Below are 23,683 nucleotides of genomic sequence, written 5' to 3'. Positions count from 1 at the left end.
TCGCGGACGGTCGGCGTGGGCACATCGTGCGGTCGCGGCGCCCCGCGCACAAGAGGGTGACCACCGTCGGGGGAACACGTGTCGGCGCGCGGTGGTTGACTGGCGAGCACCGACACCGAGGAGACCGACACCGATGAGCATGACGGGCTGGCAGGCCCTCCACAGCCTGAGCCGCGACTCCAGCGTCAAGGAGCGCCGCCTGGCGCCCGGCACGACGCGCCGGGTCCTCGGCTACGCCCGCCCGTACAAGAAGGCCATCGCGTGGTTCCTCGGGCTCGTCGTCGTCGAGTCTGCCCTCGTCGTCGCCACGCCGCTGCTGCTCAAGGCGATCATCGACGACGGCATCTACCCCAAGGACTCCGGCGTCGTCGTGCGCCTCTCGTTGTTCGTCGCGCTCATCGCCCTCGTCGGCGGGGTGCTGACCCTCGTCGAGCGATGGTTCTCCGCGCGGATCGGCGAGGGCCTCATCTACGACCTGCGCACCCAGGTCTTCTCGCACGTCCTGCGTCAGCCGGTCGCCTTCTTCACCCGTGCGCAGACCGGTGCCCTCGTCACCCGCCTCGGCAACGACGTCATCGGCGCCCAGCAGGCGTTCACCTCCGTGCTCTCGAGCGTCGTGAGCAACGCGATCACGCTCGTCCTCATCGTCGGGGCGATGGCGCTGCTGTCCTGGCAGCTGACCCTCGCCGCCCTGCTGCTCGTCCCCTTCTTCCTCCTGCCGGCACGCTTCATGGGCCGGCGGCTCGCGAGCCTCGCGCACGAGCAGATGGTGCAGAACGCCGACCTCGGGACGCGGATGACGGAGCGCTTCAACGTCGCCGGCGCGCTGCTCGTCAAGCTCTTCGGCCGCCCAGCCGTCGAGGACGACGAGTACGCCGTCCGCGCCGCCCGGGTGCGCGACATCGGTGTGAAGATCGCCGTCAACCGGTCGGTGTTCTTCGTCGCGCTCACCCTCGTCGCCTCGCTCGCGACGGCGATGGTCTACGGGGTCGGCGGTGTCATGGCCGTCGGCGGCTCGTTGACCGTCGGCACGCTCATCGCCCTCACCGCGCTGCTCGCGCGCCTCTACGGGCCGCTCACCGCCATCTCCAACGTCCGCGTCGACATCATGACCGCCCTCGTGTCCTTCGAGCGGGTCTTCGAGGTGCTCGACCTCGAGCCGCTCGTCGCCGACGCCCCGGACGCGCGACCGGTCCCCGCGGGCCCGGTGCGGGTCGACGTCGAGAACGTCGGCTTCGCCTACCCGTCCGCCGACGAGGTCTCGCTCGCGTCGCTGGAGAGCACGGCGACGGGCGACCGCCGGGGCAGCGGGCCGGTCCTGCGCGACGTGTCCTTCACCGTCGAGCCCGGCACCCTCGTCGCGCTCGTCGGGCCGAGCGGTGCCGGCAAGACGACGATCACCTCGCTCGTGGCGCGGCTGTACGACCCGACGGCCGGCTCGGTGCGCATCAACGGCGTCGACCTGCGCGAGGCGTCCGGCGAGTCGCTCCACGACGCGGTCGGCGTCGTCACCCAGGACGCGCACCTCTTCCACGACACCATCCGCGCCAACCTCGAGTACGCCGCGCCGGGCGCCACCGAGGAGCAGATGGTCGCCGCGCTGCGCGCCGCCCAGGTGTGGACGCTCGTCGACTCCCTGCCGGCCGGCCTCGACACCGTCGTCGGCGACCGCGGCCACCGCCTCTCCGGCGGCGAGAAGCAGCGCCTGGCCATCGCCCGCCTGCTGCTCAAGGGGCCCGGCCTCATCGTCCTCGACGAGGCGACGGCCCACCTCGACAGCGAGTCCGAGCAGGCGCTCCAGCGGGCCCTCGACGAGGCCCTGCGCGACCGCTCGGCGCTCGTCATCGCGCACCGCCTCTCGACCGTCCGGCACGCCGACCAGATCCTCGTCGTCGACGACGGCCGCATCGTCGAGCGCGGCACCCACGCCGAGCTCGTCGCGGCGGACGGCCTCTACGCCGAGCTCTACCGCACCCAGTTCGACGACGAGCTCGGTGAGGTCCTCGACACCCCGACGGAGTCCCGCCCCGCCTGAGCCCGCACCGGTGTCAGGCCGGGGCGACGTGCTCGAACGCGCCGCCGCGGAAGGCGTCGACGAAGAGCCGGTAGTCCTCGGTGGCGCGCGTCGAGTACGCCCGTGCGAACTCGACCATCGTCGCGACGAGCGCGTCGGTGTCGTCGCCGACGGCTCGCCCGACGACCTCCTCGACGCTGACCCGGACGAGGTCCTGGTCGGACTCGGAGTCGGCGACGCAGTGGATCTTCGCGCTCGCCCGTCCCAGCTGGGGGAGGAGCACCTCGAGGTCCTCCGGCTCCGAGACGTCGTCCCACGAGAGGTCCGCCTCGTACGGGGAGACCTCGCTGACGACGTACCCGACCTCGCGTCCGTCGGTCTCGAGCGAGGTCCAGCCGAGGAACCGGTCGGCGTGCGCCTGCAGCGCCCGCTGCGAGACCGCCGTCCGGTGGCCGTGGTGGTCGAAGTAGGCGGCGCCGCGCTCGTCGTCGACGACCCGGCTCGGTGCGGCGACGTTCCCCTGCTTCATCGAGAGCACCACGTCGTTGTCCAGAGCCTGGGTGAACCCCTCGACGAGCAGGCTGTAGGCGGGCAGGCCGGCGCTGCCGATGCCGAAGCCGGAGCGTCCGACGACGTCGAGGACGTCGAACGTGACGGTGCCGCGGTGCCGCTCGGGCAGGGTCTCCCGGTAGCGGGCGAACGCCGCCCGCACCCGCTCCTCCTCGTCGGCCTCGAGCCGACGCACGCCGCTCCTCTCGGCGAAGGAGCGGCGGTAGTCGTCGACGACGGTCATCGACTCGAGCATCGCGAAACGGGTCGACATCTTCGCCGCCCGGAGGGCGTCGAGGACCGCACCCTCGGCGGTGTCGAGGGTGAGGGCCCACTCGGTGTCGTCGTCGACCTGCCGGTAGTGCGCGACCTGGTCGACGTAGGCGCGGACGTAGAGGCCGACGAGGTCGTCGATGACGTCGTCGGGCAGCGCCTTCTGCCAACACATCAGCGACAGGCTGGCGCAGAAGCGCGCGAGGTCCCACGTCCAGTGCCCGAGGTAGGCCTCGTCGAAGTCGTTGACGTCGAAGACGAGCCGGCCGTCGGCGTCGAGGTAGGTCCCGAAGTTCTCGGCGTGCAGGTCGCCCTGGATCCAGACCCGGGCGCCGTCGTCGTCGACCCAGCGCTCGTCGAAGCCACCGAACAGCCCACCCTCACCGACGTCGGCGTAGAACAGGCAGGCCGTGCCGCGGTAGAAGGCGAACGGGTCGCGCGCCATCTTGCGGAACTTGGTCCGGAACCCGTGCGGGTCCGCGCGCATGAGCGGCTCGAAGGCCTCGAGGAGGGTCGTGACGATGAGGTCGGTGCGCTGCTCCGGCGTCGTGGTCATGCGGCACTCTCGCACGCCACCCGTGGTGCAGGACCGGCCTCAGCCGTCCTCCTCGTCCCAGATGCGAACCTTCTTCGGCGTCGGCGGGTACTTCTCGGGATGCGCCAGGCGCTCCTCGCGCCGGATGCCGAAGCCGACGAGGACGAACCCGAGGACCGTGGTCATCCACCACTGGTAGGCGTAGGCGAGGTGCGGGCCGAGGCTGCGGTCGGGCGGCAGCAGGGGAGCAGGGCGGGGCGGCGTCGTGCCGTCGGCGGTGCGCTCGGACTCCAGCAGCACGTACCCCGGCAGCAGCGTCGTGCCGAGGGCGCGCGATGCGTCCGGCACCGAGAGGTTGGCGATCTGCCCGGCCGCCGGTGGCTTGTCGGCCGACTGCTCGCCGGGCCGGGCCCAGCCGACGACCGTCGTCTCGCCGGAGGGAGCCGGCGGCACGGTCGGCAGGACGCTGGCGCCCTGGTCCGAGACGCGCACCCAGCCGCGGTCGACGAGGACGTCGGTGCCGCCGTCGTCCGGGCGGAAGGCCCACAGGACCTCGTAGCCGACCGCACCGTCGTTGGGGCGGCCACGGACGAACACCGGACCCGCGGCGTAGCTGCCGGTCATCGTCACGCGCGTCCACTCGGCGTCCGTGCTGACGCCGTCGGCGGTGATGGCCTCGCCGACGGGCACGGGCGTGGCGCGGTAGTGCCGGTCCAGCCGGTCGTTGCGCTCCACCTTCGCCTCGTGCCGGTGGTACTGCCACCAGCCGAGGTGGTAGGCGGCCACCGCGAAGAGGGCCGAGAGGACGAGCGCGCCCAGCCATCGAGGTGTCAGGAGCCGACGCAGCACCACTTCACGCTACGCGACGTACTGTGGACTCCTATGACCGACCTCCCAGAGCCCCGCCTCCTCGACCGCTTCGGCCGCGTCGGGCGAGACCTGCGCGTGTCGGTCACCGACCGCTGTAACCTGCGCTGCACCTACTGCATGCCCGCCGAGGGCCTCGACTGGCTCCCCAAGCCCGAGATGCTCACCGACGACGAGCTGGTCCGGCTCGTGCGCATCATGGTCGGCCTCGGTGTCACCAACGTCCGCCTGACCGGCGGCGAGCCGATGCTGCGGCGCAGCCTCGTCCACGTCGTCGCCGGCATCGCGGCGCTCGAGCCGCGCCCCCGGATCGCCATGACGACCAACGGCATCGGCCTCGACCGGCTCGCCGCGCCGCTCGCGGCCGCCGGGCTGGACCGCGTCAACGTCAGCCTCGACACCATCGACGCCCAGCGCTTCCGCGACCTCACCCGTCGCGACCGGCTCGAGGACGTCGAGGCCGGGCTCAAGGCCGCCGCCGACGCCGGGCTCACCCCGGTCAAGGTCAACGCGGTCGCGATGCGCGGGTTCAACGACGAGGGTGTCGCCGACCTCCTCGGCTGGTGCCTCGACCGCGGCTACGAGCTGCGCTTCATCGAGCAGATGCCGCTGGACGCCCAGCACGCCTGGGACCGCTCGCAGATGGTGTCGCAGGCCGAGATCCTCGAGCGGCTGGGGGAGCGGTTCCGGCTCACCCCCGTCCAGGAGCGCGGCAGCGCCCCGGCCGAGCGCTTCCTCGTCGACGGCGGCCCGCAGACCGTCGGCGTCATCGCCAGCGTGTCCGCGCCGTTCTGCGCCGCCTGCGACCGGGTGCGGCTGACGGCCGACGGCCAGCTGCGCAACTGCCTCTTCTCCCGCTCCGAGATCGACCTGCGCGGCCCGATGCGCGAGGGCGCGTCGGACACCGAGCTCGCCGACCTCGTCATCGGCGAGATGTGGGCGAAGAAGCCCGGGCACGGCATCGACCGCCCGGACTTCGAGCAGCCCGACCGCCCGATGTCGGCGATCGGCGGCTGAACCGGGGCGACCGCGACGGCGTCAGCCGCGGGGCTCGTCCTCGTGGCGCACGGTGCTCGGCACGTGCGTGTACGCGTGGTCGGTGAGGCGCGGGGTCGGGTCGACGCTCGGCGTGACCGGCGTGCGACGGCCGCGCACCCGCGGGGCGACCGAGTTGACGGCGACGACCGCGATGAAGGGCAGGAACACCGCGGCGGCGGCGAAGATCCAGCGGTACCAGTCGTCGATGACGATGGTCAGCACGAAGCAGATCGTGCGGATGGTCATCGTCACGAGGTACTGCTTCATCCGGTGCCGCTGGTCGGCCTCGCGCGAGTCCGCCGCCGTCGTCACCGACTGGGCGTCGGGGTGGCGGTGGCGGGTCGTGGGCACCCGTCCACCATACGTCCGCGGCTGTCCGGCTACCGCTGGGTAGTCCACTAGGTTCGACAGCATGAGCGACCCCCGCACCGTCCTGGTCACCGGCGGCAACCGCGGCATCGGGCTGGCCATCGCCCGCTCCTTCGCGCAGGCCGGCGACCGCGTCGTCGTCACCCACCGCAGCGGGAAGCCGCCGGAGGGCCTCGAGGGCGTCATCTGCGACGTCACCGACAGCGCGTCCGTCGACGCCGCGTTCACCGAGGCCGAGGAGAAGCTCGGCGGTCCGGTCGAGGTGCTCGTGGCCAACGCCGGCATCACCAAGGACGGCCTGCTCATGCGGATGAGCGACGAGGACTTCGACAGCGTCCTCGAGACCAACCTCACCGGCGCCTTCCGCTGCGTGCGCCGCGCGAGCAAGGGGATGATCCGCCTGCGCCGCGGCCGCATCATCCTCATCTCGAGCGTCGTCGGCCTCTACGGAGGCCCCGGGCAGGCCAACTACGCCGCGAGCAAGGCCGGCCTCGTCGGCCTGGCCCGCTCGGTGACGCGCGAGCTCGGCGGACGTGGCATCACGGCGAACGTCGTCGCGCCCGGCTTCATCGAGACCGACATGACCGCGGCGCTGCCCGAGGAGACCCAGAAGACCTACAAGGCGGCGATCCCGGCCGGCCGCTTCGCGACGACCGACGAGGTCGCCGGTGTCGTGCGCTTCCTCGCCTCGCCGGAGGCGGCCTACGTCTCCGGCGCCGTCGTCCCGGTCGACGGCGGCCTCGGCATGGGCCACTGACCGCGACCGTCCCCCGACCCACCACCGAAAGGCCAGCCATGCTGCTCGAGGGCAAGAAGCTCCTCATCACCGGCGTCCTCATGGACTCCTCGATCGCCTTCCACGTCGCGAAGATCGCCCAGGAGCAGGGGGCGGAGGTCGTCCTCACCTCCTTCGGCCGCACGACGAAGATCACGACGGCCATCGCGCGGCGCCTGCCGCAGACCCCGCCGGTCATCGAGCTCGACGTGACGAGCGAGGAGGACCTCGCGGCGCTGCCCGACCGGGTCCGCGAGCACGTGCCGCACCTCGACGGCGTCCTGCACTCGATCGGCTTCGCCCCCCAGGGCGCCTTCAACTTCCTCGAAGCCTCGTGGGAGGACGTCTCGACGGCGGTGCACGTCTCGGCGTACTCGCTCGCCGCCCTCGCGAAGGCCTCGCTGCCGCTCATGCCCGACGGCGGCAGCGTCGTCGGCCTCACCTTCGACGCTCGCTTCGCGTGGCCGGTCTACGACTGGATGGGCGTGGCCAAGGCCGCCTTCGAGTCCACCAACCGCTACCTCGCCCGCGACCTCGGCCCGAAGGGCGTGCGCTGCAACATCGTCGCCGCCGGCCCGATCCGCACGACCGCGGCCAAGTCCATCCCCGGCTTCGAGCAGTTCGAGGAGGCGTGGGGCACGCGCGCGCCGCTCGGCTGGGACGTCAACGACGCGGTGCCCACGGCCCGGGCGTGCGTCTCGCTGCTGTCGGACTGGTTCCCGGCGACGACCGGCGAGATGATCCACGTCGACGGCGGCTACCACGCCATCGGGGCCTGAGGGTCAGGCCTCCGCGGTCTCGGCGTCCTCGATCTCCTCCCGGCTGACGCCGAGGAGGAACAGGACGGTGTCGAGGTAGGGCACGTTGACCGACGTGTCCGCCTGCTCGCGCACGACCGGCTTGGCGTTGAACGCGACCCCGAGACCGGCCACGCCGAGCATGTCGAGGTCGTTGGCGCCGTCTCCGATGGCGACCGTCCGCGTGAGCGGCAGCCCCTCGAGGGCGGCGAACTCGCGCAGCGCGGCCGCCTTGCCCGGCCGGTCGACGACCGCGCCGGTGACGCGACCGGTCAGCCGGCCGTCGAGCACCTCGAGCCGGTTGGCGCGGACGTGGTCGACGCCGAGCTCGACCCCGATCGGCTCGACGACCTCGGCGAACCCGCCCGAGACGAGCGCGACGGTGAAGCCGAGCGACTTGAGGGTGCGCACGAGCGTGCGGGCACCGGGGGTCAGCCGGACGGAGGCCCGCACGTCGTCGAGGACGGAGACCGGCAGCCCGGCGAGCGTCGCGACGCGGGCGTGGAGGCTCTCGGCGAAGTCGAGCTCGCCCCGCATCGCGCGCTCGGTGACCGCCGCGACCTCGGCGGCGGTGCCGGCGTGCTCGGCGATCAGCTCGATCACCTCGTCCTGGATGAGCGTGGAGTCGACGTCCATGACGACGAGCCGCCCCCCGCGCCGGGCCAGGCCGGCCGGGGCGACGGCGATGTCGCAGCCCGTGCTCGCCGAGACGAGCGCGAGGTCGCGGCGCAGCCGGTCGACGTCGGCGCCGGAGACGTCGAGCTCGACCGTCGTCACCGGCCAGCGCGACAGGCGCCGGATGCGGTCGATGTTCGCGCCGTGCGCGGCGACCGCGCGGGCGACGGCTGCGACGTGGCGCGTCTCGAGCGGGCGGGCCATCGCGACGACCGCGGCCCGGCCGGTGCGCCGGCGGGCGTTGTCGCCGCGCCCGGCCACCAGCTGGACGTGCATCCCCATCTCCTCGCCGGCCCGGGTGATGCGGTCGGTGAGGACGTTCTCGTCCGGCCCGGGTGCGAGGAGCACCGACAGCGCGAGGTGCCCGCGGACGACGACCTGCTCGAGGTCGAGGACGTCACCGCCGACGGTCGCGGCCGCCGCGAAGACGGCGCTCGTGACGCCCGGTCGGTCCGGCCCGCTCAGCGAGACGAGGAGCGTGCGCGCCTCGGGGTCGGGCTGCGGCGGGAGGGGCGGCGTCTCGGGGGAGGGCACACCGGCAGGCTAGCCGGACAGCCAGTCCCGCCCAGCGACGAGGTCGCGGACCGGACCGGACGGCTACCGTCGCCGTCGTGCGCATCGTCGTCTCCGGGACCCATGCGACGGGCAAGTCCACGCTCGTCGCCGATCTCGGCGCGGCGCTGCCCGGGCACGACGTCCTGCCGGACCCGTGGGAGCTCGTCGACGAGGACCTCCTGCCGGCCTCCGCGGAGTCGTTCGTCGAGCAGCTGCACGTGGCCGCGGACCGCCTGCTCGCTCTCGGCCCGGGGGAGCGGGTCGTCGCCGAGCGCGGGCCGTTGGACCTGCTCGCCTACCTCGAGGCGCTCGACGCGCTGGGCCGGCCCGGCGTCACGGCGGGCTCGGCGCGCGCGCTGCGGTCGCTGACTGCTCGTGCGCACGCGCACGTCGACCTGCTCGTCGTCCTCCCGCTCGCGGGCACCATCGGCGTGTCCGTGCCGGACGAGGAGGACGCAGCGTTGCGCGAGGCCGCCGACACCGCGCTGCTCGACCTGCTCGACGACGACGAGCTCCTCCCCGCGAGCACGACCGTCCTCGAGGTCGGGGGAGACCGGAGCCGGCGCGTCGGCACGGTGCTCGACGTGCTCGCCCGCCGGGTCAGCCGGTGAGGGAGTCCCGCCAGGCGATCAGGTCGCGGACCGGACCGAGGTCGTGGTCGGGGCCGTTGAGCCCGACCGTGAACAGCCGCGTGCCGACGTCGTGCAGGGCCTGGGCCCCGGCGGCGTAGTCGTCGACGTCCTCGGGCAGGCGCCCGGGCTTGGGCGAGACGCCGGCCGAGCGCTCGATCTCCGAGGGGTCCCGCCCCACCTTCGTGCACCACTCGTCGAGGACGGAGTGCTTGTGCGCCACCGTCTCCGGGTCGCCGAAGCCGTGCCAGACGTCGGCGTGCTGGGCGACGATGCGCAGCGTCTTGCGCTCGCCCCCGCCTCCGATGAGGACGGGGATCTTGCGCGTCGGCGCGGGGTTGAGCTTCGACCACCGCTCCTCGATGAGCGGCAGGTCGCGGGCCAGCGCGTCGAGCCGGCCTCCCGCGGTGCCGAACTCGTACCCGTACTCGGCGTAGTCGCGCTCGAACCATCCCGACCCGATGCCGAGGATGAGCCGGCCCTCGGCGCCGTCGCGGGCGCTGACGTGGTCGACGGTGCGCGCCATGTCGGCGAGCAGCTGCGGGTTGCGGTAGCTGTTGCACGTGACGAGGGCGCCGATCTCGACACGCTCGGTGGCCTCGGCCCACGCCGCGAGCATCGTCCAGCACTCGAAGTGGGCGCCGTCGGGCTCACCGTAGAGCGGGAAGAAGTGGTCCCAGTTGAAGATCACGTCGACGCCCGCGTCCTCGAGCCGCGCGCAGGTGCGGCGGATCTCGGCGTAGCTCGCGTGCTGGGGCTGGAGCTGCGCGCCGATGCGGACCGGCCGGTCGGTGCCGCTCACGCGCCCTCCACCGGTCCGGCGCCGATCTCCTGGCCCTTGCCGACGACCGTGATGCCGGAGTCGGTGACGGTGAACCCGCGCGCGAGGTCGGCCTCGCGGTCGACGCCGATCGTCGTGCCCTCGGGCACCGTGACGTTCTTGTCGATGATCGCGCGGCGGATCGTGCAGTTGCGCCCGATCTGCACACCGTCGAGCAGGACGCTGTCCTCGACCTCGGTGTAGCTGTGCACGTGGACGTCGGGGGAGACGACCGAGCCGATGACCCGCGCGCCGGAGATGACGACGCCGGGGGAGACGGCCGAGTTGAGCGCCTCGCCGAACCGGCCGTGCGCGCCGTGCACGAACTTGGCCGGAGGGAACGGGCCGTAGGTCGTGTAGATCGGCCAGTCGTAGTTGTAGAGGTTGAAGACCGGGTGGATCGAGACGAGGTCCATGTGCGCCTCGTAGTAGGAGTCCATCGTCCCGACGTCGCGCCAGTAGCCCATGTCGCGCTCGGTGCCGCCGGGGACGACGTTGTTCTTGAAGTCGTAGACCGACGCGGCGCCCTGCGCGACGAGGGCCGGGACGATGTCGCCGCCCATGTCGTGCTTGCTGCCCTCGGTCGTCGAGTCCTTGGTCACGGCGTCGATGAGCGCGTCGGCGCTGAAGACGTAGTTGCCCATGCTCGCGAGCACCTCGTCCGGGGAGTCGGGCAGGCCCTCCGGGTCGGTCGGCTTCTCGAGGAACGCGCGGATGCGGGTCGGGTCATCGGGCTCGACGTCGATGACGCCGAACTGGTCGGCGTCGGCCTTCGGCTGGCGGATCGCGGCGACGGTGACGCCGGCGCCGCTCGCGACGTGCTGGTCGACCATCTGCGAGAAGTCCATCCGGTACACGTGGTCCGCGCCGACGACCACGACGATGTCGGGCTTCTCGTCGGTGATCGTGTTGAGGCTCTGGAAGATCGCGTCGGCGCTGCCGAGGTACCAGGACTTGCCGATGCGCTGCTGCGCGGGGATCGGGGCGACGTAGTTGCCCAGCATCGTGCTCATCCGCCACGTCTTGGTCACGTGCCGGTCGAGGCTGTGCGACTTGTACTGCGTCAGCACGACGACCTTGAGGTAGCCGGAGTTGACGACGTTCGACAGCGCGAAGTCGATGAGCCGGTAGATGCCCCCGAACGGCACGGCGGGCTTGGCGCGGTCGCGCGTCAGCGGCATCAGCCGCTTGCCCTCCCCACCCGCGAGGACGATGGCCAGGACCTTGGGACCTCCGCTGCGGTACGCCATGCGACCAACCTATGGGGTGATCGGCCTCGTCGGCAGCCCCCGTTCGCCACTACGGTGAAAACCGTGCGCATCGACATCCTGACCAAGGAGTACCCGCCGTCGATCTACGGGGGAGCGGGGGTGCACGTCGCCGAGCTGACCCGGGCCCTGCGGGAACGGGACGACACCGACGTGCGCGTCCACGCCTTCGGGGGCCCGAGGGACGAGGAGGGGACGACGAGCCACCCCGACCTGCCGGAGCTCGAGGGCACCAACGCCGCCCTCAGCACCCTCGGGGTGGACCTGACGATGGCCGCCGCCTGTGCCGGAGCCGATCTCGTCCACTCCCATACCTGGTACGCCAACTTCGCCGGGCACGTCGCCGGCCTCCTCGAGGGCGTGCCGCACGTGCTGTCGGCCCACAGCCTCGAGCCGATGCGGCCGTGGAAGGCCGAGCAGCTCGGCGGTGGCTACCGGCTCTCGTCGTGGGTCGAGCGCACCGCGTACGAGGGCGCGGCGGCCGTCATCGCGGTGAGCGCGGGGATGCGCGAGGACATCCTGCGCTCGTACCCGAGCGTCGACCCCGCCAAGGTCCTCGTCGTGCACAACGGGATCGACGCCGAGCTCTGGCGGCCGAACGACGCCCCCGACGTCGTGCGTCGGCACGGCATCGACCCCGACCGCCCGGCCGTCGTCTTCGTCGGTCGGATCACCCGCCAGAAGGGCCTGCCCTACCTGCTGCGCGCCGCCGCGCAGCTGCCGCCCGAGGTGCAGCTCGTGCTCCTCGCCGGCGCGCCGGACACCCCGGAGATCAAGACCGAGGTCGAGGGGCTCGTCGAGGACCTGCGCGCCGAGCGCGACGGCGTCGTGTGGATCAGCGAGATGCTCCCGCGCGACGAGGTGACGGCCGTCCTCAGCGCCTCGTCGGTCTTCGTCTGCCCGTCGGTGTACGAGCCGCTCGGCATCGTCAACCTCGAGGCGATGGCGTGCGAGCTGCCCGTCGTCGCGACGGCGACCGGCGGCATCCCCGAGGTCGTCGTCGACGGCGAGACCGGCTGGCTCGTGCCGATCGAGCAGGTCCAGGACGGCACCGGGACGCCGGTCGACGAGGACCGTTTCGTCGCCGACCTCGCGGCCGCCCTCACCGACGCCGTCTCCGACCTCGACCGCGCGGCCCGCTTCGGCGCCGCCGGCCGGCGCCGGGCCGTCCAGTCGTTCTCGTGGGGCACGATCGCCGAGCGCACCCTCGAGGTCTACCGCGGGGTCGTGGGCGCGTGAGCGACACCCGGCACGACCGCGTCCTCGGCAGCGGCGCCACGCCGGTCGAGGGCGCCCTCGGGCACCTGGTCGCCGTCTTCGACAACCGGATCGCGCAGTCGCTGGTGGCGATCGCCACGGCCACCGGGTGGGATGCCACGCTGCTCGACGCCGCCCCTGTCGGGGACGCCCTCGGCGCGCTCGGGACCGTCGACGCGCTCGTCGTGTGCAACCACGACGGCGACGGCGCCTACCCGCTCCTCGGCGACGCGCTGCGGGCCGGGGTGCCCTACGTCGCGATGATGGCCAGCCGCCACCGGTCGGCCGCCCTGCTCGAGCAGCTGCGCGGCGAGGGCCTCGACGACGAGCAGCTGGGCCGCCTGCACGTCCCCGCCGGCCTCTCGATCGGGGGCAGCTCGCCCGGCGAGATCGCCCTCTCGGTCGTCGCGGAGGTGGTGGCCGACGGCCACGGGCGGCCCGGCACCCCGATGCGGGCCTCCTGACCGCGCGGCGCGGCCGGCGCGGAGCACGCCGTCAACTAGGGTCGGTGGCATGAGCGACGTCCTGGCCCTCGCCGGTGTCGGCGTCGTGCGCGGCGACACCACCATCCTCGACGACCTGTCGTGGGAGGTGGAGGAGGGCCAGCGCTGGGTCGTCCTCGGCCCCAACGGCGCCGGCAAGACCACCCTCCTGCAGATCGCCGCCGGCCGGATGCACCCGACGACCGGGGTCGCGGGCGTCCTCGGGGAGGTCCTCGGCGCGGTCGACGTCTTCGAGCTCCGGCCGCGCATCGGCCTGTCGAGCGCCTCGCTCGCGGAACGCATCCCGCCGCACGAGAAGGTCCGCGACGTCGTCGTCACCGCCTCCTACGGCGTCGTCGGGCGGTGGCGCGAGGCGTACGACGGGATGGACGAGGCGCGCGCCGCCGAGCTCCTCGACGCCCTGGGCGCGAGCCACCTCGCCGAGCGGCGGTACGGCACGCTGTCGGAGGGGGAGCGCAAGCGGGTGCAGATCGCCCGCGCCCTCATGACCGACCCCGAGCTCATGCTCCTCGACGAGCCCGCCGCCGGCCTCGACCTCGGCGGCCGCGAGGACCTCGTGCGCCGGCTCGGGGCGATCGCCGCCGACCTCGCCGCGCCCGCCCTCGTCCTCGTGACCCACCACGTCGAGGAGATCCCGCCGCACTTCACCGACGTCCTGCTGCTGCGCGAGGGCCGCGTCGTCGCGCAGGGCCCGATCGAGATCACCCTGACCGCCGAGAACCTCGAGCGCACCTTCGGCATGCCGCTCGAGCTCGAGGTCCGCGGTGACCGCTACGCCGCCCGCGCCCGCTGAGGCGACAGGGAACCGAGGGCGCCGACCGCGCGTCCGAGCCACGACACCGGAGGGAAGGGGAGGCCGATGGACTGGCTGACCGACAACGCCTGGCTCGGATGGCTGGGCGTCGCACTCGTGCTCGCGGCCATCGAGGCCGCCACCGTCGACTTCGTCTTCGTCATGTTCGCCGGCGGCGCGCTCGCCGGGGCGATCGCGGCGGCGCTCGGGGCACCGTTCTTCTTCCAGGTCGTCGTCGCGGTCGTCTTCGCGATGGTGCTCCTGCTCGTCGTGCGCCCGATGCTCAAGCGCAAGTTCACCGACGCGGTCACCGACCACCACATCGGTGCGGCCGGCCTCGTCGGGCGCGAGGCCTGGGTCCTCCAGGCCGTCACCGAGACCGACGGCCGCGTCAAGCTCGCGGGCGAGACGTGGTCGGCTCGGCTCGCCGAGGGCGGCGCGCCCGCCGGTCCCGGCGACCAGGTCCGGGTCATCGCCATCCACGGCGCGACCGCGATCGTCGTCCCGCTGCCCGCACCCCCGACCACCCCCACCACCTGACCCCGTGCCCCGACCGGGCACCGACGGAAAGGCACCACCATGGACGGAATCGGTCCACTCGTCGTCATCCTGCTGCTCGCGGTCTTCGCGATCATCGTGCTCGTCCGCACCGTGCGCGTCGTCCCGCAGCAGACCGCCCTCATCATCGAGCGCCTCGGTCGCTACTCGCGCACCCTCGAGGGCGGGTTGCACTTCCTCGTGCCGTTCGTCGACATCGTGCGCGCCAACATCGACCAGCGCGAGCAGGTCGTCTCGTTCCCGCCGCAGCCGGTCATCACGAGCGACAACCTCGTCGTCTCGATCGACACCGTCATCTACTACCAGGTGATCGACCCGAAGTCCGCGGTCTACGAGATCGCCAACTTCATCGCCGGCATCGAGCAGCTCACCGTCACGACGCTGCGCAACGTCATCGGCTCGCTCGACCTCGAGCAGACGCTGACCAGCCGCGACCAGATCAACGGCCAGCTGCGCGGCGTCCTCGACGAGGCGACCGGCAAGTGGGGCATCCGCGTCAACCGCGTCGAGCTCAAGGCCATCGACCCGCCCGCCTCCATCCAGGAGTCGATGGAGAAGCAGATGAAGGCCGAGCGCGACCGCCGCGCGGCCATCCTCAACGCCGAGGGCACCAAGGCCAGCCAGATCCTCACGGCCGAGGGCGAGAAGCAGAGCCAGATCCTCCGGGCCGAGGGCTCGGCGCAGGCCCGCATCCTCGAGGCCCAGGGCCAGGCCCGCGCCATCCAGCAGGTGTTCGACGCCATCCACCGTGGCAAGCCGACCCAGAAGCTGCTCGCCTACCAGTACCTCCAGGTGCTGCCGCAGATCGCCCGTGGTGACTCCAACAAGATGTGGATCATCCCGAGCGAGCTGACCGACGCGCTGCGCGGCATCGGCGGGGCGCTCGGCGCCACGAAGCCCTCGGGCGACGGCGGCGACGACGAGTGGGTCGACCCGGGCGAGATGCTCGGCAACGCCTTCGAGGAGACGACGCTCGAGGACCCGAAGTCCGCCCTCGAGCGGGCCCGCGGCCAGGCCGCCCAGTCGAGCAAGGAGGCCGAGGAGCACGCCCAGCCGGCCTCGCGCGTCCAGCCCCCCATCCGTCCGGACGCCGACGCGGTGCCGCCGCGCGAGGCGCCCGCGGCCCCGCCGGCGACCGAGCCGATGGCCCCGCCGGCCTCCCCGCCGGTCGAGCCGCCGCCGGCCCCGCCGGCACCTCCGGCCCAGCCCTGAGCCACGCGACCGAGCGCCCGGACCTCCACGAGGTCCGGGCGCTCAGTCGTGGACGACGGCGTCGAGCAGGCCGGGGAAGCGCGCGTCGAGCTCGTCGCGGCGCAGGGTGACGACCCGGTGGCGCCCGGCGGGCTCGTTGCGCACGACGCCGGCCTCGCGCAGCGTGCGCAGGTGGTGCGAGAACGTCGACTTCGGCACGCCCGGCTCGCTCTCGCGGCACTCCTCGACGGTCCGCGGGCCCTCCGTCGCGAGCTCGCGCACGAGCGCGAGGCGCGTCGGGTCGCTCAGCGCGAAGAGCACCACGGGGAGCTCGACGGCGGCGAGGTCGGGGTGGTCCATGAGGCGGGGCGAGGAGGGCCGGGACAACGGTTCGACTTCCTTGGAATAGTGGCCGGTGGCACGAGGTTCAACGGGGCGAACGGTTCGATGATTCCAGAACGGAGCACGGCGATGTCCCTCCGCCTCACCCCGGCCCCGGCCTTCGTGGTCGTCGGTGCCACCGTGGCCACCTTCCTCGCGGCCTCGAGCGCGCCGAGCCCGCTGTACCCGGCCTACGAGGAGGCCTTCGGCTTCGGCCCGGCGACGCTCACCGTCGTCTTCGCCGTCTACGTCCTCGCCCTGCTCGCCGCGCTCCTGGTCGTCGGGCGGCTCTCGGACCACGTCGGCCGCCGGCCCGTCCTCGCCGCCGCCCTGCTCGTCGAGCTCGGGGCCCTCGCCCTGTTCCTCGGCGCGGAGGGGACCGCGGCGCTCGTCGCCGCCCGGGTGGTCCAGGGGCTCGCGACCGGCGCGGCCATGGGCGTGATGGGTGCCTTCCTCCTCGACCTGCAGCGCCACGGGACCCAGCGCGGCGCCGTCGTCAACGGGGTGGCGCCCCTCGTCGGGCTGGCGCTCGGCGGGGTGGTCGCCGGTGCGCTGGCCGACCTCGCGCCCGCTCCGCTGCGCCTGGTCTACGCCGTGCTCGGCGGGCTCGTGGTCGTCCTGCTGCTCGCGGTGCCGTTCCTGCCCGAGACCGCACCCCGTCGCCCGGGCGCGCTCCGCTCGATGCTCCCGGTCGTCGCCGTCCCCGCGGCGGCCCGCGGGACCTTCAGGACGTCGGTGCCCGTCATGGCCGCGACGTGGTCGCTCGGCGGGCTGATGCTGTCGGTCAGCGGCAGCGTGCTCGCGACCCGCTTCGCGGTGCCGGGGCACCTCGTCGCCGGTCTCGTGCTCGGCGCGTTCACCGGGACCGGCGCGCTGGCCTCGTACGCCGGGCGTGAGCGACCGGCCGCCGACCTGCGCCGCTTCGGGCTCATCGCCCTCGTCACCGGGCTCGTCGCCTTCGTCGCGTCCCTCGTCCTCACCCTCCTGCCGCTGCTCGGCATCGCGGTCGTGGTCGCCGGGGCCGGGTTCGGCAGCGCCTTCCTCGGTGCGCTGCGCGCGGTCAGCGCGCTCGCGCAGCCGCACGAGCGCGCCGGCCTGATGTCGGCCGTCTACGTCGTCAGCTACCTCGCGTTCTCGGTGCCCGCGCTCGTCGCCGGTGCACTCACCCTCGCGCTCGGGCTCGACACCACGACAGTCGGATACGCCGTGCTCGTCGGTGTCGTGGCCGCGGCGGCCCTCGCGGTAGAGCTCCGCACTAGGGTGGCCCGGTGTCCCTCGGAGAAGCCCTGCTCGTCGTCCTCGCGGGCATCGGCGCCGGCACCATCAACACCATCGTCGGCTCCGGCACGCTGATCACCTTCCCGACCCTCCTGCTGCTCGGAATCCCGCCGGTCACGGCGAACGTGTCGAACAACATCGGCCTCGTCCCCGGCAGCGTCACGGGCTCGATCGGGTACCGCCGCGAGCTGCGGGGGATGGGTCCGCAGCTGCGTCGCTACGCCCCCATGTCCTTCCTCGGCGGCACCCTCGGTGCGGTGCTGCTGCTCGTCCTCGACCCCGACCTCTTCCGCGCGATCGTGCCGGTGCTCATCGTGCTGGGACTCGTGCTCGTCGTCGCCGGACCGCGCCTCAACGCGTGGACGGCACGGCGGCGCGAGGCGGGAGGGGCCGAGGCCGCGAGCACGCACCGCCGGCTCATGCAGGGTGGGGTCTTCGGCGCCGGCGTCTACGGCGGGTACTTCGGTGCGGCGCAGGGCATCATCCTCGTCGGCATCCTCGGCGCCCTCTCGAGCGACCCGCTCCAGCGCATCAACGGCCTGAAGAACGTGCTCGCCTCGGTCGTCAACTTCGTCGCGGCGCTCGTCTTCGTCCTCGTGGCCCCGGACCAGATCGACTGGCTCGTGGTCCTCCTCATCGCGGTCGGCTCGACGATCGGCGGCGTCGTCGGCTCCACCGTCGGGCGCCGCCTGCCCGCCCCCGTGCTGCGGGCGGTCATCGTCGTCGTCGGCGTCGTGGCCGTCGTCAAGCTCGTCCTCTTCCCGTGACGCCGCTCGTCCTCGTCGCGCTCGGGCTGTCGGTCCTCGCGGGCGCGCTCGTCCAGTCGGTCGTCGGCTTCGGGATGTCGGTCGTCGCCGCCCCGCTCGTCGTCCTGCTGGCCCCGGACCTCATGCCGGTGGCCCTCCTGCTGCCGAGCATCACCCTGCCCGTCCTCCAGCTCTCGCACGGCGTCCGCGACCTGGCCCGCGGGCCGCTGGCCCTCGCCCTCGTGGCCCGGGCCGTCCTGACACCGGTCGGGGTGGCCGTCGTCGCGTGGTTCTCGCCGCGGGCCATCGCGGCGCTCGTCGGCGCGCTCATCCTCGTGACCGTCGCCCTGTCGGTCCGCGCGGTCGACCTGCGCCCGACGCGCGCGAACACGCTCGTCGCCGGAGCGGTCTCGGGGGTCTCGGGCACGGCCGCCGCGATCGGGGGGCCCTTCCTCGCCCTGGTCCTCCAGCACGAGCGGCCCGAGCGCGTGCGCTCGACGCTCGCGGCCTTCTTCCTCGTCGGGTCCGGGATGGCGGTGGCGGGGCTGGCGCTCGGCGGCGAGGTCCACCGCGACCAGGTGCTCGCCGGGCTCGTCCTCATCCCGTTCGCCCTGGTCGGCTACGCCCTCGCGGTGCCCGTCCGCCGGCGGGTGGACCCCGAACGGTTCCGCCGGCTCGTGCTCGGCTTCTGCGTGGTCGCCGGCCTCGTCGTCATCGCCCGCGCCGTCCTGGCCTAGCCTCGTGCGCGTGCCGACGACCGTCTCCGACCCCGCCGACCCCCGCCTCGCCGACTACGTCGCGCTGACCGACGTCGCCCTGCGACGCCGCCTGGAGCCCGAGGGCGGGCTGTACGTCGCGGAGTCCGAGAAGGTCATCCGGCGGGCCCTCGCCGCCGGGCACCGGCCGCGCTCCTACCTCATGGCCGAGCGCTGGCTCACCGACCTCGCGGACGTCGTCGCCGACGCCGAGGCCGACGGCGTGCCGGTGTTCGTCGGCGCCCACGACGTCATCGAGCGCCTGACCGGCTTCCACCTGCACCGCGGCGCGCTCGCGGCGATGCACCGCCCCGTGCTGCCGTCGCTCGCCGAGGTCCTCGAGGCCGCCCGGCGGGTCCTCGTGCTCGAGGACGTCGTCGACCACACCAACGTCGGCGCCGTCTTCCGCTCGGCGGCCGCGCTCGGCGTCGACGCCGTGCTCGTCACCCCGCGCTGCGCCGACCCGCTCTACCGCCGGGCCATCCGCGTGTCGATGGGCACCGTCTTCCAGGTGCCGTGGACGCGCATCGACCCGTGGCCGGGCGGTATCGAGCAGCTGCACGGGCTCGGCTTCCACGTCGCCGCCCTCGCCCTGACCGAGGACTCCGTCGGGCTCGACGAGCTGGCGGCCGACCCGCCCGAGCGGCTCGCGCTCGTCCTCGGCACCGAGGGCGACGGGCTGGCCCGGCGCACCCTCGCCGGGGTCGACACCGTCGTGCGCATCCCGATGGCCGGGGGAGTGGACTCGCTCAACGTCGCCGCGGCCGGCGCCGTCGCCGCCTGGGCCCTGCGCGCCCCGGCTCCGCCGGAGGGGTGATCACGGCATCGGCCGTCCGGACCGAATCCGCGGCGGCGCGTCCGTCGTGCCGGACAGGCGGTCCCGGCCGCGGCTAGCGTGGTCGGCACTGGGGAGAGAGAGCCGAGGAGACCCATGAGCCGACCCACCGCACTCGTCGTCGAGGACTCGCCGGAGTTCGCCCGCGTCGCGGCGTCGCTCCTGGAGTCCGAGGGCTTCCGGGTCGTGCAGGCCGACGACGGCGCCGCCGGCGTCGAGGCCGCACGCCGCCACGACCCCGAGGTCGTCCTCCTCGACATCTCGCTGCCCCAGATGGACGGCCTCGAGGTGTGCCGCCGCATCCGCGAGTTCTCCGACTGCTACGTCGTCATGGTGACCGGCCGCTCCGACGAGTTCGACCGGGTCCTCGGCCTGACGATCGGCGCGGACGACTACGTGACCAAGCCGTTCTCGCCACGCGAGCTGTCCGCCCGCATCCGGGCGATGCGTCGGCGCCCCCGCGTCCACGTCGCCGAGACCGACCTGCGCCGCTTCGGTCCGCTCACCCTCGACCCCGAGGCGCGCGAGGTGCGCCTGCACGGCGAGGTCGTCGACCTCACGCGCACCGAGTACGACATCCTCGAGGCCCTGAGCGGTGCTCCGCGCCGCACCTTCAGCCGCGACCAGCTGATGGCCGCCGTCTGGGGTCCGAACTGGGTCGGGGACGACCACGTCATCTCCGTCCACCTGGGCAACCTGCGCCGCAAGCTGGGGGAGAGCGCCGGCGAGGGCGGGCACATCCGCACGGTGCGGGGCTACGGCTACCGGTTCGAGCCGGCCGAGCCCAGCGCGTCGACCGCTGCCGCCGTCGGCTGAGCCCTGCGGGACCGCAGCCGTGTCAGCGGGAGGCGAGCCAGCCGCGCACCGCCTGCTCCGCCTCGGCGGCGCGGGCGGTCATCGCGCCGACGAGCCCGGTGACGGAGCCCCCGTCGCGGGCCGTGTGCTCCATCTCGCGGCAGACCTCCGAGAGCTCGGTGAGCCCGAGGAGGGCGCTCGCCGACTTCAGCGTGTGCGCGACCCGCACGGTGTCCTCGCGCAGGCCCCCGCGGGCCGCCTCGAGCGCCGCGACGCGCGCCGGCAGCTCCTGGAGGTAGACCTGCGCGATGTCGGCCGCGACGCCCTCGTCGCCCATCTGCTCGACGAGGTCGCTCGGCCGGTAGCCGCCCGTCGCCGGCTGGGTGTCGTCCATGGTCGTCCTCCCGGGGTCTCGGCGGCCCATCCTAGGAACCACGCCTCGCGGAGGCACGGTACGACGGCGCGGACGACCTTGAGGCGATCTTGAGATGACAGTCGCCGACAATGGAAATTCGCCCGTCATCGTCGTCACCATGACCACCACGCCCTCGCGCGCGCTCGCCGCCGCCGCCGCCCTCGCGACCCTCGCCGTGCTGCCGCTCGCCGGCTGCGCCTCGCCCGCCGCCGCGGGCGCCACGAGGGCCGCCACCTCCACGACCACCTCGGCCGCCCCCGAGCACCAGGGCTACACTGTCGTGACCCAGCCCAGCCTGCGCCCGGGCGACCCGGTGCCCCGGCCCACCGAGAAGGTCGTCCTCACCATCACGGGCAAGACCAGCCAGGGCACGGAGGTGCGCCTGGACCTGCCGACGATCGAGCGCCTCGGCCTCGTCGAGTACTCCGTGGACGACAAGCAGGCCGAGGGCCACCGCGTGACCTTCCGCGGCGTCCTCCTGCGCTCGCTGCTCGACTACGTCGGCGCCGAGGACAGCGCGACGCTGCACACCCTCGCGCTCAACGACTACGCCGTCGACGTCCCGGCCTCCGACGCCTTCGACTACCCGACGATGCTCGCGACCTCGGCCGACGGCCGGCGGATGACCGTCGAGCACTACGGCCCGACCCGCATCGTCTACCCGACCGACTCCTTCGACCTCGACCCCGTGACGTACGACCCGCGCTGGACGTGGCAACTGAAGGGGATCGAGGTCCGGTGAGCCTCTCGGGGCTGTGGGAGTTCGCGGAGGGCCGGACCCGCATCCTCGTCGCCCTCGTCATCCCCGCCGTCCTCGCGGTCGGTGGGACCGTCGGCCTGAGCATCCTGACGATGAACGCGACGCGTGAGCTGAGCGCCAACGTCAGGCTGACCCAGGACCTCGTCGACGGGAACGTCCGGACGCTGAGCCAGGCGCAGCGCGAGCTGCTGCGGCTCGAGGACGCGGTCGTCGACGGCCCGGTCGACCCCGACGTCCTCGAGCTGCGCCGCTCGCTCGCCGCCCAGCGGATCCAGGAGGGGACCCTCGACTACCAGGGCCGCACCCTCGGTGACGCGCGCCTGCTGGCGCGCTCCCGCGAGCTCGCCCAGGTGTGGCGTGACGGTCCGGACCGGCAGGTGCAGGCGCTCGTCGCGAACCCGACCTCGATGAGCGGGGCCGACCGCGTCCGCCTGAGCAGCGAGATCCAGGAGCTGGAAGGGCAGTACAACACCCTCGTCTCCGAGGCCGAGAACGTCCGCAAGCAGAACGCCGCGGTCGCCAACAACGCGACCGCCGGGCTGGTCAGCGACACCCGGCTGCTCCTCGGCGGCCTCGTGCTCACGCTCGTCGCGCTCGCCGTGCTCGTCGCCGGCATGGTCTACGTCCTCTACGCCGCACGCCGGGCCCAGCTGGTGCAGACCGCCCGCCTGCGCGAGGCGCGCGCCCAGCTCCAGCGGACCTCGGTCGCCGTCCAGGCCACCGACAACCTCGTCGTCGTCACCGACCCCAAGGGCCACGTCGAGTGGGTCAACGACGCGTTCACGCGGCGCACCGGTTACACCCTCGAGGAGGTCGAGGGCCGCAGCCCCGGCCGCGTCCTCCAGGGGCGCGACACCGACCCCGGGACGGTGCGCCGGATGCGCGAGTCGATCCGTCGTCAGGAGCCCTTCACCGCCGAGGTCCTCAACTACGCGAAGGACGGGAGCAGGTACTGGGTGTCCCTCGACGTCTCGCCGATCCGCGACGGCGAGGTCGTCACCGGCTTCGTCGGCGTCGAGACCGACATCACCAACCGTCGCCTCACCGAGGAGAACCTGCGCCGGGCCAAGGAGACGGCGGAGGAGTCCGCGGAGGCCAAGCAGCGCTTCCTCGCGAGCATGAGCCACGAGATCCGCACGCCGCTCAACGCGGTCATCGGCCTGACCGACCTCCTCCAGGACACCGCGCTCGACGAGCAGCAGCGCTCGTACGTCAGCACCGCCCACCAGAGCGGTCGGCACCTGCTCGCGATCGTCAACGACATCCTCGACTTCAGCGCCCTCGAGAGCGGCGAGCTCGAGATGGAGTCGACCTCGACCGACGTGCGCGCACTCATCCAGGACGTCTGCACGATGTTCACGACGAAGGCCGAGCGGCGGGGACTGTCGCTGTGGTGGTCGGTGGACCCCGACGTCCCCGAGCTCGTCTGCAGCGACCTCGTCCGCCTGCGCCAGGTGCTCATCAACCTCGTCGGCAACGGGCTGAAGTTCACCGAGCACGGTGGTGTGCGGATCCACGCGAGCTACCTCGCGGCCGCGCCCCTCCTGCGCCCCGACGCCGAGACCGCCCCGGGCACGCTCGTCCTCGAGGTGGTCGACACCGGGATGGGCATCCCCGCGGACCGGCTCTCGCGGATCTTCACCGCGTTCGCCCAGGGGGACGCGTCGACGACGCGCACCCACGGCGGCACCGGTCTTGGCCTCGCGATCTGCGCCCGCATCGCCCAGCGGCTCGGTGGCGAGATCCAGGTGCGGTCGACGGTCGGCGAGGGCTCGTCGTTCACGTTCTCGCTGCCCGTGCTCGGCTGCGCCGGCGGCAGCGCCGGCGCCACCGTGGGCGAGCTCGAGGACGAGGTGGTCGTCGTCGAGGACGAGACCCACGACCTGCGGCTGCTGCTCGCCGAGGACGACCCGGTCAACCAGATGGTCGCCATCCACATGCTGCGCCGGCTCGGTATCGAGGCCGACGTCGCCGGCGACGGCATCGAGGCGCTCCAGGCACTCTCGGCGCACCGCTACGACGTCGTCCTCATGGACGTCAACATGCCCAACCTCGACGGCGTCCGTGCGACGGAGCAGCTGCGCGTCCGCCCGGGGCCGCAGCCGCGGATCATCGCCCTGACGGCCAACGCCGCCGAGGGGGACCGGGAGCGGATGCTCGCGGCGGGCATGGACGACTACCTGAGCAAGCCGTACACGCTGGCCGACCTCGAGAAGATCCTCGCGCCGGTCCGCGCGGGCTGACGCCCGGGG

The 23,683-nt window shown here is 73.3% G+C and carries 25 protein-coding genes; 17 read left to right on the top strand and 8 right to left on the bottom strand.

Translation table 11 applies throughout. From position 1 onward, the window contains the following. Nucleotides 1-133 precede the first annotated feature (133 nt). Nucleotides 134-2,035, top strand: a complete 1,902-nt coding sequence (locus tag J3473_RS02930; RefSeq protein ID WP_207021818.1) for an ABC transporter ATP-binding protein — start codon at nucleotides 134-136, stop codon at nucleotides 2,033-2,035. 13 nt (nucleotides 2,036-2,048) lie between these two features. On the opposite strand, the gene J3473_RS02925 is transcribed toward J3473_RS02930, so the two are convergent. Beyond that, nucleotides 2,049-3,392, bottom strand: a complete 1,344-nt coding sequence (locus J3473_RS02925) for a DUF2252 domain-containing protein (RefSeq protein ID WP_207021817.1) — start codon at nucleotides 3,390-3,392, stop codon at nucleotides 2,049-2,051. A gap of 39 nt (nucleotides 3,393-3,431) precedes the next feature. Further along, nucleotides 3,432-4,220, bottom strand: coding sequence for an SURF1 family protein (locus J3473_RS02920; protein ID WP_242525648.1), 789 nt, complete (start codon nucleotides 4,218-4,220; stop codon nucleotides 3,432-3,434). Between the two features lie 33 nt (nucleotides 4,221-4,253). On the opposite strand from J3473_RS02920, the gene moaA reads away from it, so the two are divergent. Further along, nucleotides 4,254-5,255 (top strand): GTP 3',8-cyclase MoaA, encoded by a 1,002-nt coding sequence (gene moaA / locus J3473_RS02915; RefSeq protein WP_030528427.1) that lies wholly within the window; start codon nucleotides 4,254-4,256, stop codon nucleotides 5,253-5,255. A 21-nt stretch (nucleotides 5,256-5,276) separates the two neighbouring features. Here moaA and J3473_RS02910 read toward each other — a convergent pair whose 3' ends face one another. Beyond that, entirely contained in the window at nucleotides 5,277-5,627 is a 351-nt protein-coding gene (locus tag J3473_RS02910; protein ID WP_242525647.1) for a DUF3099 domain-containing protein, read from the bottom strand. 61 nt (nucleotides 5,628-5,688) lie between these two features. On the opposite strand from J3473_RS02910, the gene fabG reads away from it, so the two are divergent. Together fabG and fabI are read left to right on the top strand one after the other, a co-directional pair. Then, nucleotides 5,689-6,402, top strand: a complete 714-nt coding sequence (gene fabG, locus J3473_RS02905) for a beta-ketoacyl-ACP reductase (RefSeq protein ID WP_207021815.1) — start codon at nucleotides 5,689-5,691, stop codon at nucleotides 6,400-6,402. Between the two features lie 38 nt (nucleotides 6,403-6,440). Next, nucleotides 6,441-7,199, top strand: a complete 759-nt coding sequence (gene fabI, locus J3473_RS02900) for an enoyl-ACP reductase FabI (RefSeq protein WP_030528430.1) — start codon at nucleotides 6,441-6,443, stop codon at nucleotides 7,197-7,199. Between the two features lie 3 nt (nucleotides 7,200-7,202). Here fabI and serB read toward each other — a convergent pair whose 3' ends face one another. Then, entirely contained in the window at nucleotides 7,203-8,426 is a 1,224-nt protein-coding gene (gene serB / locus J3473_RS02895; protein ID WP_207021814.1) for a phosphoserine phosphatase SerB, read from the bottom strand. Nucleotides 8,427-8,503: 77 nt separating this feature from the next. Between serB and J3473_RS02890 the strand changes: the two genes are divergently transcribed. Beyond that, entirely contained in the window at nucleotides 8,504-9,058 is a 555-nt protein-coding gene (locus J3473_RS02890; RefSeq protein ID WP_207021813.1) for an AAA family ATPase, read from the top strand. On the opposite strand, the gene J3473_RS02885 is transcribed toward J3473_RS02890, so the two are convergent. Next, nucleotides 9,048-9,878 (bottom strand): LLM class F420-dependent oxidoreductase, encoded by an 831-nt coding sequence (locus J3473_RS02885; protein ID WP_207021812.1) that lies wholly within the window; start codon nucleotides 9,876-9,878, stop codon nucleotides 9,048-9,050. The genes J3473_RS02890 and J3473_RS02885 overlap by 11 nt on opposite strands. Beyond that, nucleotides 9,875-11,146 (bottom strand): glucose-1-phosphate adenylyltransferase, encoded by a 1,272-nt coding sequence (gene glgC, locus J3473_RS02880; protein ID WP_207021811.1) that lies wholly within the window; start codon nucleotides 11,144-11,146, stop codon nucleotides 9,875-9,877. Before glgC ends, J3473_RS02885 begins: the two co-directional genes overlap by 4 nt. 63 nt (nucleotides 11,147-11,209) lie before the next feature. Here glgC and glgA point away from each other — a divergent pair, with 63 nt between their 5' ends. The 5 genes from glgA (at nucleotide 11,210) to J3473_RS02855 (ending at nucleotide 15,487) form a co-directional block, all read left to right on the top strand. Next, entirely contained in the window at nucleotides 11,210-12,403 is a 1,194-nt protein-coding gene (gene glgA, locus J3473_RS02875; protein WP_207021810.1) for a glycogen synthase, read from the top strand. Continuing rightward, nucleotides 12,400-12,885 (top strand): XdhC family protein, encoded by a 486-nt coding sequence (locus tag J3473_RS02870; RefSeq protein WP_207021809.1) that lies wholly within the window; start codon nucleotides 12,400-12,402, stop codon nucleotides 12,883-12,885. The genes glgA and J3473_RS02870 overlap by 4 nt, the downstream gene beginning before the upstream one ends. Nucleotides 12,886-12,934: 49 nt before the next feature. Then, entirely contained in the window at nucleotides 12,935-13,717 is a 783-nt protein-coding gene (locus J3473_RS02865) for an ABC transporter ATP-binding protein (protein ID WP_030528438.1), read from the top strand. 66 nt (nucleotides 13,718-13,783) lie between these two features. Then, nucleotides 13,784-14,257, top strand: a complete 474-nt coding sequence (locus J3473_RS02860) for an NfeD family protein (RefSeq protein WP_207021808.1) — start codon at nucleotides 13,784-13,786, stop codon at nucleotides 14,255-14,257. A gap of 39 nt (nucleotides 14,258-14,296) precedes the next feature. Next, nucleotides 14,297-15,487, top strand: a complete 1,191-nt coding sequence (locus J3473_RS02855) for an SPFH domain-containing protein (RefSeq protein WP_030528440.1) — start codon at nucleotides 14,297-14,299, stop codon at nucleotides 15,485-15,487. Nucleotides 15,488-15,529: 42 nt separating this feature from the next. On the opposite strand, the gene J3473_RS02850 is transcribed toward J3473_RS02855, so the two are convergent. Further along, complete coding sequence (locus tag J3473_RS02850; RefSeq protein WP_030528441.1) at nucleotides 15,530-15,826, bottom strand: helix-turn-helix transcriptional regulator; 297 nt, start codon at nucleotides 15,824-15,826, stop codon at nucleotides 15,530-15,532. Nucleotides 15,827-15,937: 111 nt separating this feature from the next. On the opposite strand from J3473_RS02850, the gene J3473_RS02845 reads away from it, so the two are divergent. The 5 genes from J3473_RS02845 to J3473_RS02825 all read left to right on the top strand — a co-directional run bounded on the left by J3473_RS02845 (nucleotide 15,938) and on the right by J3473_RS02825 (nucleotide 20,277). Then, a complete protein-coding gene (locus tag J3473_RS02845; protein WP_207021807.1) occupies nucleotides 15,938-17,200 on the top strand; it encodes an MFS transporter in 1,263 nt (420 codons plus the stop codon). Further along, nucleotides 17,116-17,892: a sulfite exporter TauE/SafE family protein gene (locus J3473_RS02840; protein ID WP_207021806.1), complete on the top strand. Its 777-nt coding sequence runs from the start codon at nucleotides 17,116-17,118 to the stop codon at nucleotides 17,890-17,892. Before J3473_RS02845 ends, J3473_RS02840 begins: the two co-directional genes overlap by 85 nt. Next, nucleotides 17,889-18,608: a sulfite exporter TauE/SafE family protein gene (locus tag J3473_RS02835; protein WP_207021805.1), complete on the top strand. Its 720-nt coding sequence runs from the start codon at nucleotides 17,889-17,891 to the stop codon at nucleotides 18,606-18,608. The genes J3473_RS02840 and J3473_RS02835 overlap by 4 nt, the downstream gene beginning before the upstream one ends. A 10-nt stretch (nucleotides 18,609-18,618) precedes the next feature. After that, entirely contained in the window at nucleotides 18,619-19,443 is an 825-nt protein-coding gene (locus J3473_RS02830) for an RNA methyltransferase (RefSeq protein WP_207021804.1), read from the top strand. 114 nt (nucleotides 19,444-19,557) lie between these two features. Continuing rightward, nucleotides 19,558-20,277: a response regulator transcription factor gene (locus J3473_RS02825; RefSeq protein ID WP_207021803.1), complete on the top strand. Its 720-nt coding sequence runs from the start codon at nucleotides 19,558-19,560 to the stop codon at nucleotides 20,275-20,277. Between the two features lie 22 nt (nucleotides 20,278-20,299). On the opposite strand, the gene J3473_RS02820 is transcribed toward J3473_RS02825, so the two are convergent. Further along, nucleotides 20,300-20,650 (bottom strand): Hpt domain-containing protein, encoded by a 351-nt coding sequence (locus tag J3473_RS02820; RefSeq protein WP_207021802.1) that lies wholly within the window; start codon nucleotides 20,648-20,650, stop codon nucleotides 20,300-20,302. Between the two features lie 139 nt (nucleotides 20,651-20,789). Here J3473_RS02820 and J3473_RS02815 point away from each other — a divergent pair, with 139 nt between their 5' ends. Next, a complete protein-coding gene (locus tag J3473_RS02815) occupies nucleotides 20,790-21,413 on the top strand; it encodes a molybdopterin-dependent oxidoreductase (RefSeq protein WP_207021801.1) in 624 nt (207 codons plus the stop codon). Next, on the top strand, nucleotides 21,410-23,674 hold the full coding sequence (locus tag J3473_RS02810) for an ATP-binding protein (protein ID WP_207021800.1): 2,265 nt from the start codon (nucleotides 21,410-21,412) through the stop codon (nucleotides 23,672-23,674). Before J3473_RS02815 ends, J3473_RS02810 begins: the two co-directional genes overlap by 4 nt. Nucleotides 23,675-23,683: the final 9 nt, after the last annotated feature.

It is taken from the genome of Phycicoccus sp. DTK01 (assembly GCF_017312765.1).
GTDB lineage: Bacteria > Actinomycetota > Actinomycetes > Actinomycetales > Dermatophilaceae > Phycicoccus > Phycicoccus jejuensis.
The sequence above is the reverse complement of the archived record's forward strand: the minus strand, read 5'-3'. Positions and strand labels throughout refer to the sequence as shown.

Bases quoted from the DNA above. Each gene is read 5' to 3' on its own strand.
- J3473_RS02930 (WP_207021818.1), top strand. From the start codon at position 134: ATGAGCATGACGGGCTGGCAGGCCCTCCACAGCCTGAGCCGCGACTCC.
- J3473_RS02925 (WP_207021817.1), bottom strand. From the start codon at position 3,392: ATGACCACGACGCCGGAGCAGCGCACCGACCTCATCGTCACGACCCTC.
- moaA (WP_030528427.1), top strand. From the start codon at position 4,254: ATGACCGACCTCCCAGAGCCCCGCCTCCTCGACCGCTTCGGCCGCGTC.
- fabG (WP_207021815.1), top strand. From the start codon at position 5,689: ATGAGCGACCCCCGCACCGTCCTGGTCACCGGCGGCAACCGCGGCATC.
- fabI (WP_030528430.1), top strand. From the start codon at position 6,441: ATGCTGCTCGAGGGCAAGAAGCTCCTCATCACCGGCGTCCTCATGGAC.
- glgC (WP_207021811.1), bottom strand. From the start codon at position 11,146: ATGGCGTACCGCAGCGGAGGTCCCAAGGTCCTGGCCATCGTCCTCGCG.
- J3473_RS02865 (WP_030528438.1), top strand. From the start codon at position 12,935: ATGAGCGACGTCCTGGCCCTCGCCGGTGTCGGCGTCGTGCGCGGCGAC.
- J3473_RS02860 (WP_207021808.1), top strand. From the start codon at position 13,784: ATGGACTGGCTGACCGACAACGCCTGGCTCGGATGGCTGGGCGTCGCA.
- J3473_RS02855 (WP_030528440.1), top strand. From the start codon at position 14,297: ATGGACGGAATCGGTCCACTCGTCGTCATCCTGCTGCTCGCGGTCTTC.
- J3473_RS02850 (WP_030528441.1), bottom strand. From the start codon at position 15,826: ATGGACCACCCCGACCTCGCCGCCGTCGAGCTCCCCGTGGTGCTCTTC.
- J3473_RS02845 (WP_207021807.1), top strand. From the start codon at position 15,938: ATGTCCCTCCGCCTCACCCCGGCCCCGGCCTTCGTGGTCGTCGGTGCC.
- J3473_RS02825 (WP_207021803.1), top strand. From the start codon at position 19,558: ATGAGCCGACCCACCGCACTCGTCGTCGAGGACTCGCCGGAGTTCGCC.
- J3473_RS02820 (WP_207021802.1), bottom strand. From the start codon at position 20,650: ATGGACGACACCCAGCCGGCGACGGGCGGCTACCGGCCGAGCGACCTC.
- J3473_RS02815 (WP_207021801.1), top strand. From the start codon at position 20,790: ATGACCACCACGCCCTCGCGCGCGCTCGCCGCCGCCGCCGCCCTCGCG.